Raw genomic sequence first — 22618 nt, forward strand, 5'->3', positions numbered from 1 at the left:
GGGTCCGATGCCAGTCTCCGACGACGAGGACGCCGGTCTGCGGGTGGGGCCGCCGGCCGATCACGCGGCCGGCCTCGAGGCGGTGCGGCTGAGCCTGGCGAACGCCGTACAGCAGATGGGTCTGCGTAAGACCGTGCGCAATCTGCGCACCCTCAACCAGCACGACGGCGTCGACTGCATGAGCTGCGCGTGGCCGGACCCGGCCGGCCGCCGGCACACCGCCGAGTTCTGTGAGAACGGGGCGAAGGCGGTCTCCTGGGAGGGCCAGCGGGACACCGTGGGCCCGTCGTTCTTCGCCGCGCACTCGATCGCCGACCTGGCCGGGCGCACCGATCACTGGCTGGAGAAACAGGGCCGGCTCACGCACCCGATGGTCCGGCGCGACGGTGGCACGCACTACGAGCCGATCTCCTGGGACGAGGCGTTCGCCCTGGTCGGCGGCGCTCTGGCGCACCTGGACAGCCCGGACGAGGCGGCCTTCTACACCTCCGGGCGAGCCAGCAACGAGGCCGCGTTCGTCTATCAGCTGCTGGCCCGCGCGCTCGGCACCAACAACCTCCCCGACTGCTCCAACATGTGCCACGAGTCGACCGGCACCGCGCTGATGCGCACCATCGGCGTCGGCAAGGGCTCGGTCACCCTCGACGATCTGCACCGGGCCGACCTGATCGTGGTCAGCGGGCAGAACCCGGGCACCAACCACCCCCGGATGCTGACCGCCCTGGAGATCGCCAAGCGGGACGGCGCGAAGATTCTGGCGATCAACCCGCTGCCGGAGGCCGGGCTGATCCGCTTCGACAACCCGCAGAAGGCGCGCGGCCTGGCCGGGAAGGGCACCGCGCTGGCCGACCGGCTGCTGCGGATCCGCTCCAACGGCGACCTGGCCCTCTGGCAGGCGATCGGGCACCTGCTGCTGGCCAGAGGCGTGGCCGACCGGGAGTTCATCGCGTCGTCGACGGTCGGGTTCGAGGCGTGGGCCGCGCACGTCGACAAGATCGACCGGGAGCAGGTGCTCGCCGCGACCGGGCTGACCTGGGCCGAGATCGAGGCCGCCGCCGACATGCTGGCCTCGGCGGAACGGATCGTGCACTGCTGGGCGATGGGCATCACCCAGCACCGCAACGCGGTCGCCACGATCCAGGAGTTCGTCAACGTGGCCCTGCTCCAGGGCATGATCGGCAAGCCGGGCGCGGGACTCTGCCCGGTCCGCGGGCACTCCAACGTGCAGGGCGACCGGAGCATGGGCATCTGGGAGAAGCCCCCGGCGGCGTTCCTGGACCGGCTGCGCGACGAGTTCGGGTTCGAGCCGCCGCGCGAGCACGGCCACGACGCGGTCGACACGGTCAAGGCGTTCCGGGACGGGCGGGCGAAGGTGTTCGTCGCGCTCGGCGGCAACTTCGTCGGCGCCATGTCCGACACCACGGTGACCGCCGCCGCGATGCGGAACGCGGCGCTCACCGTGCAGATCTCCACCAAACTCAACCGCAGCCACGTCGAGGCCGGGCGGACCGCGCTGATCCTGCCCACCCTCGGGCGCACCGAGCAGGATCTCACCGGCGGCCGGGTGCAGCGGGTCACCGTGGAGGACTCGATGTCGGCGGTGCACGCCTCCCGTGGGCGCTCGGCTCCGGCCGGGCCGCTGCTGCGCTCCGAGGTGGACATCGTCTGCGGCATCGCGGCCGTGGCGCTCGGCGACCGGCACGGCATCCCGTGGGCGGAGTTCGCCGGTGACTACGAGGCGATCCGGGAGCGGATCGGGCGGGTGGTGCCGGGCTGCGACGACTATGCCGCGAAGATCCGGGCCGGCGGGTTCACCATGCCGCACCCGCCGCGCGACTCGCGGACCTTCCCCACCCGGGAGGGCCGGGCCGTCTTCACGGTCAGCCCGCTCGAGGTGATGGCCGTGCCGCCGGGCCGGCTCGTGCTGCAGACGCTGCGCAGCCACGACCAGTTCAACACCACGATCTACGGGCTCGACGACCGGTACCGGGGGATCAGCCAGGGCCGGCGGGTGGTCTTCGTCAACGCCGCCGACCTGGACGAGCTCGGGTTCGCCGACGGTGACGTGGTCGACCTGGTCTCCGAGTGGACCGACGGCGTGGAGCGGCGGGCCGAGCGGTTCCGGCTGGTCGCCTACGACACCCCGAAGGGCTGCGCGGCCGCGTACTACCCGGAGACGAACCCGCTGGTCCCGCTCGACTCCCAGGCCGAGGAGAGCGGAACCCCGACCTCCAAGTGGGTGCAGATCCGCCTCGAGCCGCGTGTGGAGTTCGGGCGCGCATAGCGGCCGAACTCAACACGCGGAACTAGACCGGCTCGTTGCCCGCGGCGCCGCTCTCGAACAGGGCGGCCAGGGTCTCCACGCCGCCGCCCCACGCGGCGGCGGCCACGGCGGCCACCACGGTCGCGGCGCGCAGCGCGTGGAACATGCCGCGGCCGCTGCCGGCGTCGGCCAGGTTGCGGGCGACAGCGCGGGGCAGCGTACGCCGCAGATAGTCCTTCTCCGCGCCGAGCTCCTGATCCTTCGGCAGGAACGCGGACATCTGCACCTTGCCCCGGCCCTCGGCGTAGCAGCGTCTCATCAGGAACCCGAACGTCGACCGGTCGGCGGGCACCTCGTGGTCGATGGTGGCGTGCGGGACGTACATCCACCTGCCGCCCGCCGCCGCGCTCATCCGCAGGCACAGCTCGGTGTCCTCGGGCCGGTTCTGGTCGCCGAGCTTGCCGAACCCGGTGCGGAACCCGCCGACCGCGAGGAACGCGTCCCGCCGCACGATCATGTTCGCCGACCAGACGTTGCGGATCGGCGCGGTGGCGGTCGGCATGCCGGTGTACGACACCCCGACCGCCCACAGCAGCTCGTCCGGCATCCAGGTGGGCCGCATCCGGGACCAGGCCGGGATGATCCCGCCGCCGGTGCCGACCACCGCCGGGTCCGCGAACGGGACGAGCTGCCGCTCCAGCCACGACGGGCTGGCCACGGTGTCGTCGTCGAGGAACGCGATGAACGGGGTCCGGGTCCGGAACGCGCCGGTGTTGCGGTTGCCGGAGGCGCCCCGGGCGTACGCGTTCTCGCAGACCGTCATGTCCGGGAACTCCGCGCGGACCCGGGTGGCCATGGCCGGGTTGTGGTCGACCACGACGACGATCTCCGTGGCCGGGTGCGTCTGGGCCCGGGCGGAGGCGATCGTACGGGTGAGCGACGCCCACCGCCGCTCGGTGTGCGTCGGGATCACGATGCTGACATCGGTGCTGCTCAGCGGCTCCAAGCCGGGCTCCTGGGCGGTGTGGCGATTGAGAAGGAGCAGAGCTTGGCGCAGGTTCCTGTGCAGGGCCTGTGGATTCGGCTACCGGCATGTGGCAACCGTGTGAGACGGGTCGCTCACGAATCGGGAGAACGGTACGCGGCGGGCGTAGCGGGTACGAGCAGGCATGAGGCCGGTCACCCTCACCTGGTGAGCGATGACCACGGAGCGTACGTTGCCGGAAACACCATCGAACCGACCGAAAGTTCCCCGATGCATAACGCGATCACCCGGCGCCGCGCCCTCGCCACCCTCGCCGCCGCCTCCCTCGCCCTGGCCACCGCGGCCTGCGGCGACGACGGCGCCGCGGAGAAGAGCGCGGGCGGGCTGACGAAGATCCAGGTCGCCCTCGACTGGACGCCCAACACCAACCACACCGGCCTGTACGTGGCCCAGGCCAAAGGCTTCTTCGCCGCCCACGGCCTGGAGGTGGAGATCGTCCAGCCCGGCGACGCCGACCCGGCCGCGCTGGTCGCCGCCGACAAGATCCCGTTCGCGATCAGCGCGCAGGAGGCGCTCACCCAGGCCCGGTCCGAGGGCGCGCCGCTGGTCTCGATCGCCGCCGTCGTCCAGCACAACACCTCCGGCTTCGCCTCCCCGAAGGACCGGAACCTGACCAAGCCGGCGCAGTACGCGGGCAGGACGTACGGCGGCTGGGGTGGCCCGATCGAGGCGCCGCTGCTCAAGACCATCGTCGCGGCCGACGGTGGGGACGCGAGCACCGTCAAGACGGTCAACGTGGGCGACGCCGACTTCTTCGCCGCCACCAAGAAGGGGATCGACTTCCAGTGGATCTACTACGGGTGGACCGGCATCGAGGCCGAGCTGCGCGGTGAGCCGGTCAACATCCAGTACGTCAAGGACTACGACAAGGCCCTCGACTTCTACACCCCGATCCTGATCACCAACGAGAAGCGGGTCTCCGGCGACGCCGAACTGGTCACGAAGTTCACCGCGGCGGTCTCCGAGGGGTACGTGTTCGCCGCCAAGAACGCCGCCGAGTCCGCCGACATCCTGCTCAAGGCCGCGCCCGACCTGAACGCGGAGCTGGTCAGGAAGAGCCAGGAATGGCTCAGCCCCAAGTACCAGGACGACGCGGCCCGCTGGGGTGAACAGAAGGCCGAGATCTGGACCGGGTTCTCCGACTGGCTGTACGACCAGAAGGTCATCACCACGAAGGTGGACGGCACGAAGGCGTACACCAACGACTTCCTGCCCTCGGCGTGACCCTCAAGCGCGTCCTGCCCCCGGCGATCACACTGATCCTGCTGATCGCCGGGTGGCAGCTCTACACCAGCGTCTCCGGGGTCGACACCTGGCTGCTTCCCAGCCCGCAGGACATCTGGGAGGCGGGGGTGCTGCAACGCGAGGCGCTCACCGACCACACCCTGGCCACTGCCGAATTGACGGTGTACGGGTTCAGCGCCGGCGTGGCCACCGGGCTCCTCGTCGCGATCCTGCTGCATCTCGTCCCGGTGCTCCGGGCCGCCGTCTACCCGCTCCTGGTGATCAGCCAGAACGTGCCGGTGATCGCGATCGCGCCGCTGCTCGTGGTCTGGCTCGGGTTCGGGCTGGCCCCGAAGATCGTGGTGATCATCCTGGTCTGCTTCTTCCCGGTCGCCGTGGCCACGCTCGACGGGCTGCGCCGCAGCGACCCGCTGATCGCCGACTACCTGCTGATGAGCGGGGCGAACCGGCGGCAGCTGTTCACCAAGCTGCAGTGGCCGCACGCGCTGCCGACGATGTTCTCCGGGCTGAAGATCGCTGCCACGTACAGCGTGTTCGGCGCGATCGTCTCCGAGTGGCTCGGCGCGGAGAAGGGGATCGGCCAGTACATGATGATCCAGAAGTCGGCGTTCCGGGCGGACCGGATGTTCGTCGCGATCGGGATCGTGATCGTCCTGGCCCTGGTGGTGTTCGGCTTCGTCGTCCTCCTGGAGAGACTGACCGTGAAGGGACGGCGTCGTGACTGAGGCTCTGTCCGTGTCGCACCTCAGTCATTCGTTCGCCGATCTTCCGGTCATTTCCGATATCTCGCTGTCGGTGGCGCCCGGGGAGTTCGTTTCGATTGTGGGGCCGTCAGGGAGTGGCAAGAGCACGCTGTTCCACCTGGTCGGCGGGCTGCTCACACCGACAGAAGGCGAAATTCGGGTCGATGGGGTGAAGGCTCGCCGGGGGTTGGTCGGCTACATGCCGCAGCAGCCGGCGCTGTTGCCCTGGCGTACCATTGAGCGAAATGTCGTTCTGAGCCAGGAAATTCGCGGCAAAGCGGATACAGCGCAAGCGCGGGAGTGGCTCGCCCGGGTCGGGCTGGACGGCTTCGCCAGGTCGTACCCTCACCAGCTCTCCGGCGGCATGCAACAGCGCGTCGCCTTTCTTCGCGCGCTCCTCTCCGACCAGCCGCTGCTCTGCCTCGACGAGCCGTTCAGCGCCCTCGACGCGATGACCCGCATCGAGATGCACCGCTGGCTGCTGGACATCTGGGAAGCGAACCGCCGCGCCGTCCTGTTCGTCACCCACAACATCGAAGAGGCCCTGCTCCTCTCCGACACCGTCTACGTCTTCTCCCCGCGCCCCGCCACCATCCTGGAGAAGGTCACCGTCCCGTTCGACCGTCCCCGCCGCGACGACGTCGTCGACGACCCCGCATTCGTCAAACTGCGCCGCCGCCTCACCGACCTGCTGACAGGCGCCCCGAGATGACCCGGCCCGGCCCGCTGCTCTCGCCGACCGCTCTGGACGTCCGCCGCCGGGACGGTGATCTGCTCGTGCTCGACGCGACGGTCGAGCTGGCCGCACCCGCGCACGACGGCGACCACCGCTCGTCCTCCGGCTTGCCCGGCTGGGCGGCGGCGCACATCCCCGGCTCCCGGCACGCCGACCTGCTGCACGATCTGAGCGACACCTCCGCCGCGTACCACTTCGCCCGCCCGCCCGCCGACGTCCTCGCCGCACGGCTGGCCGCGCTGGGCGTCCGCGACGGCATCCCGGTCGTCACCTACGACCGGGTGGGCGGGATCTGGGCGGCCCGCCTGTGGTGGCTGCTCGACTGGCTCGGCGTCGAGGCCTACGTGCTCGACGGCGGCCTCACCGCCTGGCGTGCCGCGGGCCTCCCGGTCACCGCCACCCCAGCCGTCGCCCAGCCACCTCTCCCCACCCCCGAAACCGTCCTGACCGACGGCCGGCGCTCCGCCCCTGGTTCGCCGGCCGTCGTTCAGCCGCCTTTCGGCGGCGGGGAAGCCGTTGTAGGCGACGGCTGGCGTTCGGTGTCTGGGTCGGCCGTCGTTCAGGCGGCTTTCGGCGGTCCGGAAACCGGCGTGGGCGACGGCTGGCGTTCGGTGTCTGGGTCGGCCGTCGTTCAGGCGACTTTCGGCGGTCCGGAAAGCGGCGTGGGCGACGGCGGGCGCTCGGGGGCGGGGGCGGCTGGGTCCCGTATGCCTCTTGGAGGTGGGGAGACAGCCGTGAGGACCAGCCGGGGGTTGACGGTTCGGGAGCGGGGCGGGCGGTGGGTCGGGCGGGCCGAGGTCGAGCCGTGGCTCGGCGGGGAGGGCGAGGCGACGGTTCTGTGCGCGCTCAACCCGGAGGCGTACGCGGGGGAGGTGCCGACCAGGTACTCGCGGCGGGGGCACATCCCCGGCAGCGGGAACCTGCCGGCGCGGTCGCTGCTGGGGCCGGACGGGCGGTTCCGGCCGCCGGACGAGCTGCGGGAGACGCTCGGCGGGCTGCTCGCCGATCCGGCGCCGATCTGGCTGTACTGCGGCGGCGGGATCTCGGCGACCATTGTCGGGCTGGCGCTGACCGCGCTGGGCCGTGACGACGTGGCGCTCTACGACGGTTCGCTGGAGGAGTGGTCCGCCGACCCGTCGCTGCCGATCGACCTGGGCCGCGAGCCCGCCGCCGATGGCGGAACCGGATGATCGGGGGAATCGAGGACGCGGCCGGGCGGATCGTGGCGTGGGCGGAAGGGCTGGCGCGGCCGGCCGCGCGGTCCCGGGTGATCGCGGTGGAAGGGCGATCGGGGGCCGGGAAGACGACGATCGCGCGGGTGGTGGGGGAGCGGCTCGGCGCGCCGGTGCTGCACATGGACGACCTGTACGCCGGGTGGGACGGGCTGCTCGACGGGGTCTGGGCGCTGCACGACCGGGTGCTGGTCCCGCTCGCCGAGGGCCGGCCCGCCGTCTGGCGGCGCTGGGATTGGGCGGCGAGTGCGTACGCCGAGGAGCACCGGGTGCCGGACGGCGACTGGGTGGTCGTCGAGGGGGTGGGGGCCGGTGGGCGGGTGCTCCGCCCGTACCTCGCAGGGATCGTCTGGGTGGAGTGCCCCACGCCGGACCGCAAGCGGCGCGCGCTCGACCGGGACGGGCCCACCTATGCCCCGCACTGGTCCCGCTGGGCCCGGCACGAGGACGCCTACTACGCCTCCGATCAGGTCCGCGAGAGCGCGGGCCTGATCATCGATAACGCGTGACCGCCGGCTTGACCGGTTTCTTGACGGTGGGCGGGGGCGTCGTCTTCGGCGGGCGCTGCTCCATCAGGATGATGCTGAGCCGGTGGTAGTTCCAGCGGTACTTGACCCGGTAACCGGTGTGGATCAGCACCTGCTTGGCCGGTGACATGTCCGCCAGCGGGTCGGCGGCGGTGTCGGCGCGGACGATCCAGATGCGCGGCGGGGCGCCGAGGCAGGCCGCCACGTCGTCGCACTCGCGGGCCAGGAAGTGGCCGTCGGCGCGTTGCGGGGCGATGGCGAGCACGTCCGGCGGGCGGGGCATCGGCACGTACGTCTCGTAGATGTCCCGGGCGGCCCAGCCGATGCTGGGATGGTCGTCCGGGAAGACGACGACGTCGCCGTCCAGGTAGTACGGGGGAATCACCTCGGCGATCCGGGACGAGTCCTGCCAGTGCCCGCCGCGTTCCCGGATGTCCAGCTGGGCGGGGTAGGCGAGGAACGCGGCCAGCGCCACCACCAGTGCCGCCTTGACCCGGCCGGCCCGGACCGCGGTGCGGACGGCGAGGACCACCAGGGCGGGTACGGCGAACAGCGCGTACCGGGCCACCCAGACCGGGGCGACGGTTCCCGCGATCAGCAGCAGCACCGGCGGGAGCAGCCCGGCCCCGGCCAGCGCCACCGACACCCGGTCGCGGCGCAGGCCGGCCACGGCGAGACCGAGGACCAGGCCGCCGGCGATCCCGGAGACGAATAGCTGCTCCGGCAGCGCGCGGACGGTGTCGGTGGTGACCGTGTCGATCCAGGCGACCTGGGCGGCCTGCCCGGCCGCGCGCACACTGATCCAGATCGAGGTGATGCTGCCCGCGGCGGCGGCGATCGTCCAGAGTTTCCACCGGCGCCAGCCGATCGCGGCGTGACCGGCCAGCATGAGCAGCGCGCTGAGCGGGTGGAACAGGCCGGTGACGGCGACCGCGGTGGCGTACCCGGCGGCACGCCACCGGGTCGGCCGGTCCAGCAGCAGGAGCAGCGCCAGCAGGGCGAGGGCGGCGAAGAGCATGACGAACGCGTACGGCCGGGCCTCCTGCGCGTAGCGCGAACCGACCGGAAGCACCGCGAACAGCAGGCCGGACAGCAACCCGGCGGTGGGCCCGGCGACCCGGCGGCCCAGCGCGACGATGACCAGGGTGGTCGCGACGACGGCGATCAGCGAGGGCAGGCGCAGCGCCGCCGGGTCACCGGCGCCACCGGTGACGAACTTCAGAACCACGTAGTACGGGGTGAGGACCGCGTCCACCGACCCGGACAGCTGCCACAGCTGATCCCAGTCGAGCGCGACGGCGCCGCGGGTGGCCAGCTCGTCGGCCCAGAGCGCGGGCCGGTCCAGCGCCCACCCGGCGAGCACGGCCGCGGTCACACCGGGCACCACGAACGACGGCACCGTGACCAGGACGGCCCGGACCAGCGCCCACACCCGGTCGAAGGGTATCGACCAGATCCGGTCGCGGAGGCGTTCCCAGCGGGTGGCGGTGGGCTCCGGCGCGGGGACCTCCAGCGGGAGGTCGATGTCCTCGTCGCCGGATTCGCCGACGGGCGCGTCGGCCGTTTCCTCGGCGCTGACGTCCTCGTTGTCGGTACTGGTGTCTTCGATGCTGGCGCTGATGATGAACTCCGGCGGCGGGCGGTGAGTCGGCCCAGCCTAGGCGTGGCGGGTTCCGGGTGCACGGCGTTCGGGCCGAACACGCCGTGAACTCCGCCACGTCCCGCGGGCCGTGCAGAGGTTCAGGGTCCGGCGTTCACAGTACGCAGCCGGAGCCCGTCACCCCTTCACGGCGCCCGCGGTGATGCCGGTGACGATGTTCAGCATCAGCCGGCCGCGGGAGATCCGCTGGAAGGTGGCGGCCATCTGGGCGGCCAGCGTCGGCGACAGCGAGCCGGGACGGAACGGCGTGGAGCTCAAGTGCGGCAACTCCTATCAATCAAGGAGGTTAACTAGAATATGTGCACGTTCTCACACTGTGGCTGGGCCGCGGGCGTGGCGGGCAGTGTGAAAGTGAAGATCGTCCCTCCGCCCCGGTTCGGCAGCGCCTCGATCCGGCCGCCGTGCCGCTCCACGATCCGGCGGCAGATGGCCAGGCCGAGGCCGGTGCCGGGCATCGCCGTACCGTTGCTGGCCCGGTGGAAACTGTCGAAGACCGCGGCGTGCTCGCCGTCCGGGATGCCGATGCCGCGGTCCGCCACCTGCACGCGGACCGTGCCGTCCGGGCCGGCCTCGGCCGTCACGTCGATCCGCGGCGCCCGGCCCGGCGGGGTGTACTTGACCGCGTTCCCGACCAGGTTGTCCAGCACCTGCCGGAGCAGCACCCGGTCGCCGCGCACCGGCGGCAGCGGGCCGACGAAGACGTCCGCGAGGGCGGCGGGGTCGTCCCGCGCCGCCAGCACGTCGTCCGCCAGCTCCCGCAGGCTCACGTCGGCGACCCGCAGCGTCGCGTCCCGGGCCGCGGTGTAGTCCAGCAGCTCGGTGATCAGCGTCTGCATCCGGTTCGCGCCGTCGATGACCTTGCCCGCGCTGCGCAGCGCGTGCTGCCGGCCGGACGGGGTGAGATCGCCGTCCCCGAGGGCGTCCACGATCAGTTCGGCGTACCCGCGTACCGAGGTGAGCGGCGCCTTCAGGTCGTGCGCCACCACACCGGCGAACCCGCGCAGCTCCGTCTCCACATGCTTGCGCTCGGTGATGTCGTGGAAGACGGCGACCGCGCCGCGCTCCCCGGCCGCGGTGTCGATCGGCCGCGCCGACACGCTGATCACCCGGCCGTCCGGATGGCCGGCGTTGCGGACCACCATCTCCACCTGGTCACAGCTCTCCCCGGCCAGGGCCCGGCTCAGCGGCAGCTCCGCCACCGGGACCGGGGTGACCCCGTCCAGTCGGTGGAACCCGAAATGCTCGCTCCAGTCCGCCGGCCCGGCAGCGTCCTCGCGCCGCCCGAGGATCCGCCGCGCCGCCGGGTTGTGCAGCAGGAACCGGCCGTCCGGGCCGACCACCCCGACGCCGTCGCTGATCCCCTCCAGCACCGCCATCAACAGCCCGGCCTGCCGGCGCGACTCCTCCTCGCCGGCCTTCAGCTCCGCGGTCGCCGAACGGACCCGGGCCTCGGCCCGCTCCCGGCCGGTCGCCAGCACCCACACCAGGGCCGTCAGCAGCGCGGTCAGGGTGAGCCCGCCGTGCACCATCGCCGCCGGCAGGCTGCTCGCCGCCCCCGGCAGGTGGTCGCTGACCGCTGCCACCCGCAACGTCCAGTTGCCGTCGGCCACCCCGATCGTCACGGCCCGGCGCAGGTCGCGGTCCCCTGACGTCGCCGCCGGCAGCGCGGCGACCGTGACCTCGCGCCGTTCCGCGTCGACGGCGTGCAGCGACAGGTCGAGCAGTCCCTGCCCGGCCTGCGCCATGGTGGCGCCCATGAAGTCCTGCCCGCGGACGCCCAGCACGATCCAGCCCAGGATCCGCGGCTCGCCGTCCTGCCGGACCGGGGCGGCCAGCACGAACGAGTTCTGCTGCCGCTCCGGGGGCAGCGACTGGTCGACGAGCAGGTGGTAGGTGTCCGAGACGGCCGGTTCGCCGCTGCGCCGGGCCTCGGCCATCGCCGCCGACGCGGCCTCGGACCGGATCAGATCCAGGCCCGGCGGTACGGCGCTGCTGCCGTCCAGCGGGGTCCGGAAGACGGTGAACAGGTGATCGCCCCGCCCGTACGGCTTCAGCTCCAGATCCGGCATCCCGCGCGAACGCCACCGCTCCTGCACCGCGGCCACGTGCTCGTCACCGGTCGGCACGACGAACGCGATCGACGTCGCGCCGGCCAGCTTCATCGAGGTCAGCGGGGCGGTCAGGGCCGCGTACTCGGCGCCGGTGAGCTCCTGCTGCGCCCCGGTGGCCGCCGCCACGGTGCGCAGCGTGTCGACGTACCGCTGGGTCTCCGAACGGACCGCGTCGGCGGCGGCGGCGGTGCGGCGGTCCATCTGGACCGTGCCGCTGACGTCCTCCCGGCGTCGCAGCTCGGCGCCGACACCCAGCGTCACCCCGCACCCCACCGCCGCCACCAGCGCGGTGACGGTGGCCCGCTTCCTGCTCACCTCTGCCCTATCGGGCGCTGCCAGGGCGTTGCTGAGCCCCTCAGTGCCGCGGCGGCAGCAGCCAGCTCACCCGGCGCACCAGCTCACCCGGGTTCACCGGCTTCGGCAGGTACTCCTCGGCGCCGGAGACGAACGCCAGGTCGATGTCGGTGTCGGTGGCCATGCCGCTCAGCATGATCACCGGGATCTCGGCGGTCGCCGGGTCCGCGTGCATCCGGTAGCAGACGCTCAGCCCGTCCATCCCCGGCATCGCGATGTCCAGCACCACCAGATCCGGGCGGGACTCGGCGACCACTGTCAGCGCGGTGCAGCCGTCGGCCGCGGTCAGCGTCCGGAAGCCGGCCATCTGCAGCTTGAAGGTGACCAGGTCACGAACGCTCTCGTCGTCGTCGACCACGAGCACCATGGGGCCGGTGGCGGTGTGCGGGAGAACGGGGGTGATGTCCATCAGGGCCGTCATGGGAGTCTCCGGTTCTCTGGCGGGGCGGCGATGCGCCGCGAGGTTGACCGCAGCAATCGGCCCGCCCGCGGCCCTCGCCAGGCAAATCCCCGTTGCGAACCGGTTGCCGATTCCCCGCCGGGGGTGACCGGTCAGCTCAGCTGGGGCACGCGCTCCTCGGCGGCGGTCGCCGCGTCCGCCGGGGTGGGGGTGGCGAGACCGGCCTGGCGGGCGGTGACGGCGCGTTCCGGGCGGGACCGGCCCAGGAACACGGTGGCCCAGCGGATCAGCGAGCTGGCGCGATTGCGGCCCTTCGGCAGGTACGCCCAGTGGACGCCGAGCCAGAGCAGCCAGCCGGCGAGTCCGGCCAGGCGCACGCCCCGCAGGTCGGCGACCGCGGAGAACCGGGAGACCGTGGCGATGTTGCCCTTGTCGACGTAGTGGAACGGCTTGCCGGCGGGCTTGCCGGTGAGCCGGCGCCGGATCAGCCGGCCCACGTAGCCGCCGCCCTGGATGGAGACCTGCGCGACGCCGGGCAGCCGGCCCAGGCTCATCAGGTCGCCGACCACGAAGATCTCCGGGTGCCCGGGGAGCGTGAGGTCCGGCTCGACCTTGATCCGGCCCGAGCGGTCGGTCTCCGCGCCGGTCGCGGCGGCCAGCCGGGCGGCCAGCGCGCCGGCGGCGACCCCGGCGCTCCACACCTTCACCATCGTCGCGATGCGCTCGCCGCCGTCCACCGTCACGCCGGTCGCGTCCACGTCGGTGACCTTGGTGTTCAGGCGGATCTCGACGCCGATCCGGCGGAGGCGGGCCGCGGCGGACGCGGACGAGCCGGGGCTGAACGTCGGCAGGATCCGGTCGGCCGCGTCGATCAGCACGATGCGGGCCTGCGCCGGGTCGATCCGGCGGAACTCGCCGGGCAGCGTGCGGTGGGCGATCTCGGCGATCTGGCCGGCCAGCTCCACGCCGGTGGGGCCGGCGCCGACGATCGCGAAGGTGAGCCAGCGCTCCTGCTCGGCCGGGTCGGTGGACAGCTCCGCCATCTCGAAGGCGGTGAGGATCTTCGAGCGCAGCTCCACCGCGTCGTCGATGCTCTTCAGGCTGGGGGCGTACGTGGCGAACCTGTCGTTGCCGAAGTACGACTGGGCGGTGCCGGCGGCCACGATCAGGGTGTCGTAGGGCACCTGGTAGGGCGTTCCGCCGGGCGCGGTGGCGGTGACCGTGCGGTTCACCGCGTCCACGTCGGTGACCCAGCCGAGCAGCACCTCGGTGTTCGGCTGCCCGCGGAACAGCTCCCGCACCGGGGTGGCGACCTCACCGGGCGACAGGACACCGGTGGCGACCTGGTAGATGAGCGGTTCGAAGACGTGGTGGTTGGTTCCGTTGATCACGGTGACGTCGGCCGGGGCCTTCCGTAGCGCGCGGGCCGCGTACTTGCCGCCGAAACCCGCTCCGATCACGACGACCCGGTGCCGTGCCTGTGCCTGCTCGATCATGAGATCACGCTCCTCGCTACCTCCAGTAGAACCCTTTTCCCGGGGCTGGAAGTCCTCGCGTGACAGCGATGATCATCACTGATCATCGCTGTCACAAAAGGCGGAGCCGTGTCGTCGCGGGTTACTGGACCACGAAGAGCAGGCGGTTCGGGGAGCCGGTGCCCGGGCTGGTCACCACGTTCGGGGTGGCGTTGGTGGTGAGCGCCGAGGCCACCTGCGCCGGGGTGTAGCCGGTGTTGCGGGACAGGACGAGCGCGGCAGCGCCGGCGACGTGCGGGGACGCCATCGAGGTGCCGCTGATGGTGTTGGTGGCGCTGCTGCCGGTGTGCCAGGCCGAGGTGATCGACGAGCCGGGCGCGAAGATGTCCAGGCAGGTGCCGTAGTTGGAGAAGCTGGACCGGGCGTCGGTGTTCGTGGTCGACCCGACCGTGATCGCGGTGGGCACCCGGGCCGGCGAGGCGTTGCAGGCGTTCGCGTTGGAGTTGCCGGCCGCGACCGCGTAGGTGACGCCGGACGCGATCGAGTTGCGCACCGCGGTGTCGATGGTGGTGCTGGCGCCGCCGCCGAGGCTCATGTTGGCGACCGCCGGCTTCACGGCGTTCTGGGTGACCCAGTTGACGCCGGCGATGACCCCGGCCGTGGTGCCGGAGCCGGAGCAGTTCAGCACCCGGACGCCGACCAGCTTGACCGCCTTGGCCACGCCGTACGTCGACCCGCCGACCGTGCCCGCGACGTGCGTGCCGTGGCCGTTGCAGTCGACCGCGCCGCTGCCGACGGCGTCGTACCCGGGGGTGGCCCGGCCGCCGAACTGGCTGTGGCTGTAGAGGATGCCGGTGTCGATGATGTACGCGGTGACGTTGGAGGCGGTCACCGGGTAGGTGTACGTGGTGCTCAGCGGCCGGGCCCGCTGGTCGATCCGGTCGATGCCCCAGGTCGCGTTGGTCTGCGTGGCGGCCAGCGAGATCACCCGGTTCTGCTCGACGTACGCCACCTTCTTGTCGGCGGCCAGGCGCCGGGCCTGGTAATCGGTCATGCTGGCCTCGAACCCGTGGAGGGCCTTGCCGAAGCCGCGCTGGACCTTCGCTCCGTAGGACTTGCCGACCTCGGCGGTCGCCCCGTCCTTGAGCACCACGATGTAGCTGCCGGGGATAGCGTCGGCGCCGCCGGCCAGCCGGACGGTGCCGGTCGCCGGGGCGGCGGTGGCCGGGGTGCCACCCGCCACGACGGCCGTGGCCAGTGCGAACAGTCCGGCGGCAAGGATCCGGCCGGGTCGTCGAATCGCCATGATCTTCCTCTCTCGCGCCTGCCGACGGTGAGCACAGGGATAGATGCTCGTCACTCGACAGCGTCACGGCGAGCGTAAGCGCGGCGGAGGCGGTGGCCTAGATATCGAAATAGATATATCTCCGGCTCAGGGTTTCGGCACGGTTGCCGACAAGGGGGAGGAAAGGGTCACATCCCGATACGAGGCGAGCCGATGAGACTTCCGATGGCCGTACCGCCCGTTCTCGGCTTCGCGGCGCTCCATCTGGCCGCCGTGGCGGCCGGGGCGCGCACCTCGCTGGACGCCTCCGGCATGCCGATGCTGTGGCCGGCCGCCGGTGTCGCGGCGATCTGGCTGGTGATGAGCCGGTGGCGCCTGCCCCAGGCGTCCGCCGTCGGCGCGCTCACCGCGGGCGGGATGTTCCTGGCCGGCACCGGATGGCAGGAGACGGTCGCCGAGTCGGTCGCCGCCGTCGGCGGGGCGCTGGTCTTCGCGTACGCGTACGAGCGCTGGCTGCCCTGGGCCGGCAAGGAGGACGGGCCGCCGCTGTCCCGGCTGGCCGAACTGTGGCGGGTGCTGCTCTGCGCGACGCTCAGCGCGGCGTCCGGCACCCTGCTCTGGACCGTCTGCGGCCTGAGTCTGCACCAGAGCTGGACACCCGTCGACGTGGTCACCCGGCTGGCCCGGGACGTGGTCGCCGTCCTGCTCTTCGGCGTGGTCGTGCGGCGGGCCGTGCTGCTGCTGCGCGACCGCGGGCAGGAGCTGCGGGCCGTGCCGCGGGCCCGCTGGCTGGAGTGCGCCGCGATCTTCGCCGCCTCGGCGGCCGCCTACTGGTACGTGTTCGGCTTCCAGGAGGAGCTGCCGATCGGGTTCGTGCTGATCACGCTGACCGTGTGGGCCGCGATCCGGATGCCGGCCGCGGTGGTGCTCGCCCACTCCGCGGTGTTCACCACCGTGGCCGGCCTGTGCACCCGCTCCGGGATCGGTCCCTACGCGACGGTCGCCGACCTGGCGGTCCGCGGCCTGCTCATCCAGCTCTTCGCCGGGGTCGTCGGCTGCGTCGGGCTGACCCTCGCGCTGACCTGCGCCGAACGCGACATCCTGATCGAACGCCTGCGGGCCTCCGAACAGGAGGCCACCGACAAGGCGACGATGATGAGCACGGTGGTCAACTCGATGACCGAGGGCGTGGCGATCCTCGACCACACCGGCCGTCTCGTCCTGCGCAACCCGGCCGCCGGGCGGCTGCTCGGCGCGGCCAGCGCGGTCTCCGGGACGGTGCCGCTCGGCAGCGACCACGGCTTCTTCCGCCCGGACGGCACCCCGCTCACCGACGCCGAGCTGCCGCACACCCGCGCGCTGGCCGGCGAGGAGGTCGAGCCGATGGACGTGCTGGTCCGCAACGGGGCCGCGCCGGAGGGCCGGATCGTCCGGTTCAACACCGCCCGGCTCGCGCTCGGCGCCGGCCCGTACCACGTGGTGGTGGTCTTCCACGACGTCACCGCCGACCGGCGGCACCGCGAGGAGCTGATGTCCTTCTCCGGCCGGGTCGCGCACAACCTGCTCAACCCGCTGACCACCATCGAGGGGTGGTCCGAGGTCCTGGAACAGGAGCTGGCCGGGTACCAGCCGGCCGAGCGGGTGGTCCGGATCCAGCGGGCCGCCGCGCGGATGCGGACGTTCCTCAACGGGCTGCTCGCCTACACCGCGGCCCGCGACGGCAAGCTGATGCCGACCACCGTCAACCTGGCGCTGCTCGTCGGCGACATCGTCAACAGCCGGCTCGACCAGGCCGACAGCAGCGGGGCGGCGCCGCCGTACTTCGAGGTGGGCCGGCTCGACCCGGTGGAGGCGGACCCGGTGCTGCTGCGCCAGCTGCTGGAGAACCTGATCGACAACTCGCTGCGGACGATCGCCGCCGGGGTGGCGCCGTACCTGGCGATCTCCTGCCAGCCGGCGCCGAACGGGCTGCTGCGCATCGACATCCTGGACAACGGCCTCGGCATCCCGCCCGGCACCCGGCACGAGATCTTCACCAACTTCCACCGCGACAAGGGCAGCGGCGCCACCGGTCTGGAGCTGGCGATCTGCAAGCGGATCGTGGAACGGCACGGCGGGACGATCGAGGCCATGGCCAATCCGTACGGCCAGGGCACCCGGATGTCCTTCACGCTGCCGGCCGGCCGTTCCGCGTACGCCCGGGCCCTCGCCCCGACCGGCTGACCGCGAACCCCGCGTGTGTGGTTCGGCCGTCAGACGCGCCCGCAACTCCACACGCGGGTTCTCAGGGCACCGCGCCGAGCATGTCCAGGACGCCGCCGAACAGGGTCGTGGTGGCGTTCTGATCGAGGTGCCGGGCCTGCCAGCCGCGGTCCTGCAGGCCCTGCAGGACACCGATCACGGTGGTCCGCACGGTCCGTAGCGTGGCCGGGGACAGCAGCACCGCCGAGGTCCCGTCGGCGTGCGCGGCCCGCGCCGCCGACCCGAGCGCCACCAGCGCCGCAGCCGCCCCGTTGAGGATCTGCGCCACGTGCAGCCGGTCCCGGTCCAGGTTGAACGCGGCCACGTGCACGGCCAGCCCGAGCGCCGTCATCAGCCGCCCGGTCTCGTCGCCGCTGAGCACCGCCGGCATGGTCGCCGAGTCGTCCTCGGCGGTCGCGATGCCGTCGCAGAACCCGCTGATCAGCTCCTCGGCCACGTCGGCCGGGACGAGCTGCGCGCCCGGCAGGCGGCGGCGCAGCGCGGCGTCGATGGCGTCCCGGACGATGTACTCCGGGACGACGCGGTGCTGCTCGGCCAGCCGGCGCAGGATCACGGACACGATGGCGTCGACGTGCATCCCGCCGGGCTGAGCCATCTGTCTAGCCTAAGACCTAGGCGCAGGCGGGCAGAGTCACACGGGCGACGGTACCGCCGGCCTCCGGTGTCACGGTGACCGTGCCGTCGTGCGCCTGGATGATGTTGCGGGCGATCGTCAGGCCCAGGCCCACCCCGGGAACGGCCTGCTCACGGGCGTGCCGGCCGCGGTAGAAACGGTCGAAGACGTACGGTAGCTCGTCGGCCGGGATGCCGATCCCGGCATCGGTGATCGTCACCGACGGTCCCGGCCGGCTGCCGGTGCCGATCGTGATCGGACGGTCCGCCGGGGTGAACAGCAGCGCGTTGCGCAGCAGCTGCGCGACGGCGTGCGCCAGCCGGGCCAGGTCGGCGCGGACCGGCACGGCGCCGTCCCGCTCCCTCCGGACGTTCTCCGCGCGCAGCGCGATCAGCGGCCGGCAGGTGTGCACGGCGGCGTCGACGACGGTCTCCAGCGTGACCGTGCCGACCGGGGCGGGCAGCGGGGCCTCGTCCGGGCGGGTGCCGGCGAGCAGGTGGTCGACCATGCTGACCAGGCGTTCGCCGTTGCGCTGGATCGGTTCGATCAGGCGGTGGTACGGGGCCAGATCCGCGGCCTGGTCGCCGAGGATCTCCAGGTAGCCCTGGATCGAGGCGACCGGCGTACGCAGCTCGTGGGTGATCGTCGCGACCAGATCGTCCTCCCGCTGCGAGGCGCGGGCCAGCTCGTCGCCGAGGTCGGCCATCCGCAGCCGGTTGCGGATCGCCGCCAGCTGGGTGGACGCCTGCCCGGCGAAGGTGACCAGGTTGCGCACCTGACGTTCGTCGATCTCGCGCGGCCGGTCGTCGACCACGCACATGGCGCCGAGGGTGTGCCCGTCCTCGTCGATGATCGGCGCGCCGGCGTAGAACCGGATGTTCGGCGCCCCGGTGACGTTGGGCAGCCCGGCGAACCGGCTGTCCCGGGTGGCGTCCGGCACGATCAGCGGCTCCCCGGACGGGACGACGTGCTTGCAGAACGACACGTCGAGCGGGGTCTGCTCGTCGGCCAGGCCGTGACTGCCGGCGAACCACTGCCGGTCCCGGTCGACCAGCGAGATCGCGGCCATCGGGGTGTCGAACATCGAGGCGGCCAGCCGGGTCAGATCGTCCAGGACGGGCGGCCGGGCCCGGTCGAGCACCTGGTAGGACCGCAGGGCCTGCAGCCTGGCCTGCTCGTCGGCGTCCCGGCGTTCGCGCTCCACGAATGCTCTTCGGCGGTGGCTCAGAGGAGCTGAGCGGAATCAGGGACGGGTTCCGGTTCGCGCGCGGCCACCGGAACCGTGAAGACGAAGCGGGAGCCGCCGCCCGGGTTGTCCGACGCGGTGATCGTTCCACCGTGCCGTTCCACGATCCGTTTGCAGATGCCCAGGCCGAGACCTGTCCCGGCGTACCCCTGCGTGGTGTGTGCCCGGTGGAAGTTGCCGAAGATCTCGTCGTGCTGGCCGGCCGGGATGCCGATGCCGTTGTCGATGACGCAGACGTGCGCCATGCCGTCCACGATGGTCGCGGAGACGGTCAGCGACGGCGTCACCCCGCGGGCGGTGTACTTGATCGCGTTGCCGATCAGGTTGTCCAGCAACTGCCGCATCAGCACCGGGTCGGCCCGGACCCGGGGCAGGTCGCCCACGGTGAACCGGGGCGCCGGGAACCCGCCCGCGATGGCCGCGTCCAGCCGGGCCACCGTCACCTCGGACACCATCGCGCCCAGATCCACGGTCTCGGTGGCGACCTCCCCGTCCCGGGCGGTGGTGTAGTCGAGCAGCCCGTCGATCAGCGACCGCATCCGCTCCGCCGACCGGCTCACCCGTGCCAGGCCGTCGCGGGCCTGATCGGCCGCCGGATGGGCCGGCGTCATGTCGAGGGCGGCGGCCGCCACCTCGGCCCAGCCGGTGACCGCGGTGAGCGGGCTGAGCAGGTCGTGCGCCACCACCCCGGCGAATCCGGCCAGCTCGTCGCGGTGCCGGCGCTCGGCGGTCACGTCGTGGAACAGGACGACGGCGCTCCGGGTGCCGTCCGGGTCGGGCAGGGCCGCGGCGCGCACGCTGAGGATCCGGCCGCTGTGCCGGACCAGCACGTCGGTCTCCGGGACGTCCCGGCCGGCCAGGTCCAGGGTGAGCGGCGTGCCGTCCGGGTGCAGCAGCAGCTCGTCGAGGCCGGTGAACCGGCCGAGCAGGTGGGTGGCCGCCGGGTTGCGCAGCCGGACCCGCCCGCCGGCGTCCAGCACGACCAGGCCGTCGGAGGTCGCGTCGATGATCGTCTGGAGCAGGTCGGCCCGCCCGGACGCCTGTTCGCGCTCTCTGGCCAGCTGCGCCTTCTCCGCGGCCAGTTCGGCGAGCAGGTTCTCCCGCTCGTTGCGGCCCAGCGCCAGGGTCAGCCCGATCACCGCCACCATGGCGACGAAGAGCTGGCCGACGAACGCCCGGGTGGTGGGGTCGTCGATCGCGGCGAACGGGCCGTTGCCGGCCAGGGTGAACAGCACCGAGACGATGCCCACCGCCAGGTCGTGCACCACCACGAACGCGGTGGGGAACCGGGCGCCGGCCCAGATCGTCACCGCCAGCAGGGTGAACGCGATCGGCAGGCCCCGGCTGTAGGCGAAGGTGCCCAGGTACACACTCGCCGAGCAGACGATCAGGGCGGTGACCTCGGCGGCGCGCGGGCCGCGGAGCGGGCGGCCCCGGCGGAACCAGGCGGCGATCTGGCCGCCGCACAGCGCGACCGCGCCGATCAGCAGCATGCTCGCGGTGTTGCGGGCCAGCCAGACGAACGTGGACGGCCACGAGTAGTGATCGGTGAGCAGCCACAGCCCGGTGGGGCCGACCGCGGCGCCGGCCACGGTGGCGGCGAACGCGGCGGCCAGCAGCGCCCACAGGTCCCGGGTCCGGTGCAGGCCGTCGTCCCAGAGCCGGGGCCGCCAGCGGTTGATCAGGCGCAGGAACACCCCCACCTGAATCAGGTTGGCGAGGACGAAGACCGCCGCCATGGCCGGCGTCGCCCCGGTCGCCGTGTTCACCAGCACGGTGACCAGGGCGAGCGCGGCGACGTCCGCCCAGCGAGCGGGGGCCTTCCGCTGGGCGCAGAACCAGACCACGGCGATCCCGGCCGCCGGCCACACCAGGCTGAGGTTGCGGCCGTCCACCACGGTGAGGCGGCCGGCGAGGACAGCCAGCAGGTACGCCAGGGCGAACAGACCCGTGCGTGCCAGCGACCTGCCGTACGTCACTCCTCACCTATCGGCGGGGAGCCGGGGGGACTGAGGGTCAGCTCGCGGCGGCGCGGCGGGCGGTGTAGTCGGCCCCGGCACGGTGGCTGGGGTACGGGATGAGGTTGTCGGGCTGGTCCTCGTACGCCGTCTCGGCCCACCGGGACCGGCTGCTCTCCAGCGGATCGGCGTCGTAGACGGACCGGCTGTGGAACCGCTGCGCGTAGTCCATCATGCCGTCGACCAGCCGGTCCACGTCGGCGGCCGGGCGCACCACGAGCCGCATGAACTGGCTGGTCATGCCGAGCTTGTTGCCGCACTCCCGGGTCATGATGCCGTGGTTGGCCACCAGGTAGTCGCGCAGCGCCGTGCCGGACCACTCGTTCGGCAGCTTGACCAGGAAGAAGTTGCCCTGCGACGGGAAGACTGTCAGGCCCTGGACGCGCTGCAGCTCGCGGCCCATCGACCGGCGGTCCCGGCTGAGCAGGCGCAGGCTCTCCTCGTACTCCATCTCGTGGTCGGAGATCATGTGGACGACCTTCTCGGCGAGGGAGTTCAGGTTCCACTTCGGCAGCATCCTGGCGATCTTCCCGGCGATCGCCGGGTTCGCCAGCATGTAGCCGAACCGGATGCCGTGCAGGCCGAAGTTCTTGCCGAGACTCTTCAGCACCACCGCGTTCGGCCGGATCACCGCGTCCGGGCCGACCGACGGGTACCGCTCGGCGTCGGAGAAGTCGATGAACGACTCGTCGACGACGACCAGGTCCAGGTCGCTGAGCGCGTCCATGAACCGGATCACGTCCCGCCGCGGGATGTAGTGACCGTCCGGGTTGTTGACGTTGCAGACCACCGCGACCCGGGACTTGCGCTCCCGGATGAACCGGACGTACTCCTCCAGGTCGAGCCGGAACCCGTCGCGTTCCTGCAGCGGGAACATGTCCACCCGCTTGCCGGTCTCCAGCGGCTGGTCGGTCCAGCGCCCGAAGGTCGGGATCGGGATCGCCACGCTCTCCTTGATCAGCAGGTGGTCGATCCAGGTGATCAGCTCGGTGGAGCCGTTCGCCATCGCCACCGTCTGCGGGTGCAGGCCGAGCACCGCGGCCAGCTTCTTGGTGATCGCCGCCGAGTCGCTCGGGTAGTACTTCAGGATGCTCTTCAGGTCCCGGCTGAGCTCGTCGAACATCTCCGGCGTCGGGAAGTACGGGTTGCACGGGATGCAGAAGTCGACGATCTCGACGCCCTCACCGGCGGCCCGTGCCACGTCGAAGTACGACGCGCTGTGCGAGCCCTTGTGCAGGATCGACGTATCGATGCCGGTGCGTGCCACAGTGTCCTCCCGAACCCGTTCGGTGACGTTGCCGCCAGTCGGTACGGGCCCGCTCGTCCGATCGTTCACGATTTCGCCGATCCTTAAGTCGCGGGAAAGGATCGCCTCCCGCCACGATTGATCAACTAGCTCGTTC

17 protein-coding genes and 1 pseudogene are annotated in these 22618 nt (G+C 72.1%); 7 read left to right on the forward strand and 11 right to left on the reverse strand.

All coding sequences use genetic code 11. The annotated features are described in order from the left end of the window. Positions 1-7 precede the first annotated feature (7 nt). A complete protein-coding gene (locus tag ACZ3II_RS41245; RefSeq protein ID WP_465525904.1) occupies positions 8-2284 on the forward strand; it encodes an FdhF/YdeP family oxidoreductase in 2277 nt (758 codons plus the stop codon). Between the two features lie 22 nt (positions 2285-2306). Here ACZ3II_RS41245 and ACZ3II_RS41250 read toward each other — a convergent pair whose 3' ends face one another. Further along, entirely contained in the window at positions 2307-3269 is a 963-nt protein-coding gene (locus ACZ3II_RS41250) for a glycosyltransferase family 2 protein (RefSeq protein WP_465525906.1), read from the reverse strand. Between the two features lie 249 nt (positions 3270-3518). Between ACZ3II_RS41250 and ACZ3II_RS41255 the strand changes: the two genes are divergently transcribed. Genes ACZ3II_RS41255 through ACZ3II_RS41275 form a run of 5 tightly spaced genes read left to right on the forward strand, consistent with a single transcriptional unit; the run spans position 3519 to position 7773 of the window. Further along, positions 3519-4532 (forward strand): ABC transporter substrate-binding protein, encoded by a 1014-nt coding sequence (locus tag ACZ3II_RS41255; protein ID WP_465525908.1) that lies wholly within the window; start codon positions 3519-3521, stop codon positions 4530-4532. Next, positions 4529-5278, forward strand: coding sequence for an ABC transporter permease (locus ACZ3II_RS41260; RefSeq protein WP_465525910.1), 750 nt, complete (start codon positions 4529-4531; stop codon positions 5276-5278). The genes ACZ3II_RS41255 and ACZ3II_RS41260 overlap by 4 nt, the downstream gene beginning before the upstream one ends. Beyond that, positions 5271-6008: an ABC transporter ATP-binding protein gene (locus ACZ3II_RS41265; protein ID WP_465525912.1), complete on the forward strand. Its 738-nt coding sequence runs from the start codon at positions 5271-5273 to the stop codon at positions 6006-6008. The genes ACZ3II_RS41260 and ACZ3II_RS41265 overlap by 8 nt, the downstream gene beginning before the upstream one ends. Further along, a complete protein-coding gene (locus ACZ3II_RS41270) occupies positions 6005-7222 on the forward strand; it encodes a sulfurtransferase (RefSeq protein WP_465525914.1) in 1218 nt (405 codons plus the stop codon). Before ACZ3II_RS41265 ends, ACZ3II_RS41270 begins: the two co-directional genes overlap by 4 nt. Further along, positions 7219-7773, forward strand: a complete 555-nt coding sequence (locus tag ACZ3II_RS41275; protein WP_465525916.1) for a nucleoside/nucleotide kinase family protein — start codon at positions 7219-7221, stop codon at positions 7771-7773. Before ACZ3II_RS41270 ends, ACZ3II_RS41275 begins: the two co-directional genes overlap by 4 nt. Here ACZ3II_RS41275 and ACZ3II_RS41280 read toward each other — a convergent pair. The 6 genes and pseudogenes from ACZ3II_RS41280 to ACZ3II_RS41305 form a co-directional block, all read right to left on the reverse strand. Then, the gene (locus ACZ3II_RS41280) at positions 7757-9223 is read right to left on the reverse strand and encodes a glycosyltransferase family 39 protein (RefSeq protein WP_465525918.1); all 1467 of its coding nucleotides are present in this window, start codon (positions 9221-9223) and stop codon (positions 7757-7759) included. The two genes, ACZ3II_RS41275 and ACZ3II_RS41280, sit on opposite strands and share 17 nt — an antisense overlap. A gap of 372 nt (positions 9224-9595) precedes the next feature. After that, a pseudogene (locus tag ACZ3II_RS41285) lies at positions 9596-9694 on the reverse strand (LLM class flavin-dependent oxidoreductase); the annotation flags it as partial. 47 nt (positions 9695-9741) lie between these two features. Further along, positions 9742-11877 carry an ATP-binding protein gene (locus tag ACZ3II_RS41290; RefSeq protein WP_465525920.1) on the reverse strand — a complete coding sequence of 712 codons (2136 nt, stop codon included), beginning with the start codon at positions 11875-11877 and terminating at the stop codon, positions 9742-9744. Between the two features lie 40 nt (positions 11878-11917). Continuing rightward, positions 11918-12337, reverse strand: coding sequence for a response regulator (locus ACZ3II_RS41295; RefSeq protein WP_465525922.1), 420 nt, complete (start codon positions 12335-12337; stop codon positions 11918-11920). A 131-nt stretch (positions 12338-12468) separates the two neighbouring features. Next, positions 12469-13812, reverse strand: coding sequence for an NAD(P)/FAD-dependent oxidoreductase (locus tag ACZ3II_RS41300; RefSeq protein WP_465525924.1), 1344 nt, complete (start codon positions 13810-13812; stop codon positions 12469-12471). 121 nt (positions 13813-13933) lie between these two features. After that, positions 13934-15097 (reverse strand): S8 family peptidase, encoded by a 1164-nt coding sequence (locus ACZ3II_RS41305; RefSeq protein ID WP_465525926.1) that lies wholly within the window; start codon positions 15095-15097, stop codon positions 13934-13936. Between the two features lie 192 nt (positions 15098-15289). On the opposite strand from ACZ3II_RS41305, the gene ACZ3II_RS41310 reads away from it, so the two are divergent. Beyond that, positions 15290-17299, forward strand: coding sequence for an ATP-binding protein (locus ACZ3II_RS41310; RefSeq protein WP_465525928.1), 2010 nt, complete (start codon positions 15290-15292; stop codon positions 17297-17299). Positions 17300-17360: 61 nt separating this feature from the next. On the opposite strand, the gene ACZ3II_RS41315 is transcribed toward ACZ3II_RS41310, so the two are convergent. From ACZ3II_RS41315 to ACZ3II_RS41330, 4 genes are read right to left on the reverse strand one after another with little or no spacing between them, the layout of a single operon-like run. Further along, the gene (locus tag ACZ3II_RS41315; RefSeq protein WP_465525930.1) at positions 17361-17933 is read right to left on the reverse strand and encodes a hypothetical protein; all 573 of its coding nucleotides are present in this window, start codon (positions 17931-17933) and stop codon (positions 17361-17363) included. Positions 17934-17949: 16 nt separating this feature from the next. Next, positions 17950-19155, reverse strand: coding sequence for an ATP-binding protein (locus ACZ3II_RS41320; RefSeq protein ID WP_465525932.1), 1206 nt, complete (start codon positions 19153-19155; stop codon positions 17950-17952). Positions 19156-19175: 20 nt separating this feature from the next. Beyond that, positions 19176-21176, reverse strand: a complete 2001-nt coding sequence (locus ACZ3II_RS41325; RefSeq protein WP_465525934.1) for an ATP-binding protein — start codon at positions 21174-21176, stop codon at positions 19176-19178. Positions 21177-21213: 37 nt separating this feature from the next. Continuing rightward, positions 21214-22482: a pyridoxal phosphate-dependent aminotransferase gene (locus ACZ3II_RS41330; RefSeq protein ID WP_465525936.1), complete on the reverse strand. Its 1269-nt coding sequence runs from the start codon at positions 22480-22482 to the stop codon at positions 21214-21216. Positions 22483-22618 lie beyond the last annotated feature (136 nt).

This window comes from Actinoplanes sp. NPDC019969, assembly GCF_055562375.1.

What these genes read in the sequence shown, in the direction of transcription:
- ACZ3II_RS41275 (WP_465525916.1), top strand. Translation starts at nt 7,219, where the DNA reads ATGATCGGGGGAATCGAGGACGCGGCCGGGCGGATCGTGGCGTGGGCG.
- ACZ3II_RS41245 (WP_465525904.1), top strand. Translation starts at nt 8, where the DNA reads ATGCCAGTCTCCGACGACGAGGACGCCGGTCTGCGGGTGGGGCCGCCG.
- ACZ3II_RS41255 (WP_465525908.1), top strand. Translation starts at nt 3,519, where the DNA reads ATGCATAACGCGATCACCCGGCGCCGCGCCCTCGCCACCCTCGCCGCC.
- ACZ3II_RS41300 (WP_465525924.1), bottom strand. Translation starts at nt 13,812, where the DNA reads ATGATCGAGCAGGCACAGGCACGGCACCGGGTCGTCGTGATCGGAGCG.
- ACZ3II_RS41315 (WP_465525930.1), bottom strand. Translation starts at nt 17,933, where the DNA reads ATGGCTCAGCCCGGCGGGATGCACGTCGACGCCATCGTGTCCGTGATC.
- ACZ3II_RS41310 (WP_465525928.1), top strand. Translation starts at nt 15,290, where the DNA reads ATGAGACTTCCGATGGCCGTACCGCCCGTTCTCGGCTTCGCGGCGCTC.
- ACZ3II_RS41295 (WP_465525922.1), bottom strand. Translation starts at nt 12,337, where the DNA reads ATGACGGCCCTGATGGACATCACCCCCGTTCTCCCGCACACCGCCACC.
- ACZ3II_RS41270 (WP_465525914.1), top strand. Translation starts at nt 6,005, where the DNA reads ATGACCCGGCCCGGCCCGCTGCTCTCGCCGACCGCTCTGGACGTCCGC.
- ACZ3II_RS41305 (WP_465525926.1), bottom strand. Translation starts at nt 15,097, where the DNA reads ATGGCGATTCGACGACCCGGCCGGATCCTTGCCGCCGGACTGTTCGCA.